The organism is Bacillus sp. BML-BC051, assembly GCF_019656175.1.
Classification (GTDB): Bacteria; Bacillota; Bacilli; order Bacillales; family Bacillaceae_G; genus Bacillus_A; species Bacillus_A mobilis.
The window spans coordinates 1-268 of the sequence record NZ_BPLI01000167.1 but is presented as its reverse complement, the minus strand read 5'-3'; the positions used below and the strand labels follow the sequence as shown (position 1 = coordinate 268).

Sequence of the window (268 nt, the reverse complement as noted above, 5' to 3'; positions counted from 1 at the left end):
TACGCGTGGATAATCGCACTGTCAATTTGGTCGAAGATCGCATTGATCTGGCAATACGCATCACCAATCAGCTTGATCCGGGTTTGATCGCACGGCGACTTGGTGATTGCCCTTCAGTGATTTGTGCATCACCTGCGTATCTAAAGGAACATGGCATCCCTAAAAGTGCCGAAGATCTAGCGGTACACAATTGCCTGGCGTATTCTTACTTCGGCAAAAATTTATGGAATTTTGAGCGCGCTGGCGAACCACTCAGCGTGCCCGTGAG

1 protein-coding gene is annotated in these 268 nt (G+C 49.3%); it reads left to right on the top strand.

The annotated features are described in order from the left end of the window. Positions 1 to 268 (top strand): LysR substrate-binding domain-containing protein (locus tag K5S59_RS29795; RefSeq protein WP_259653030.1); only part of this gene is annotated, 268 nt, incomplete at both ends.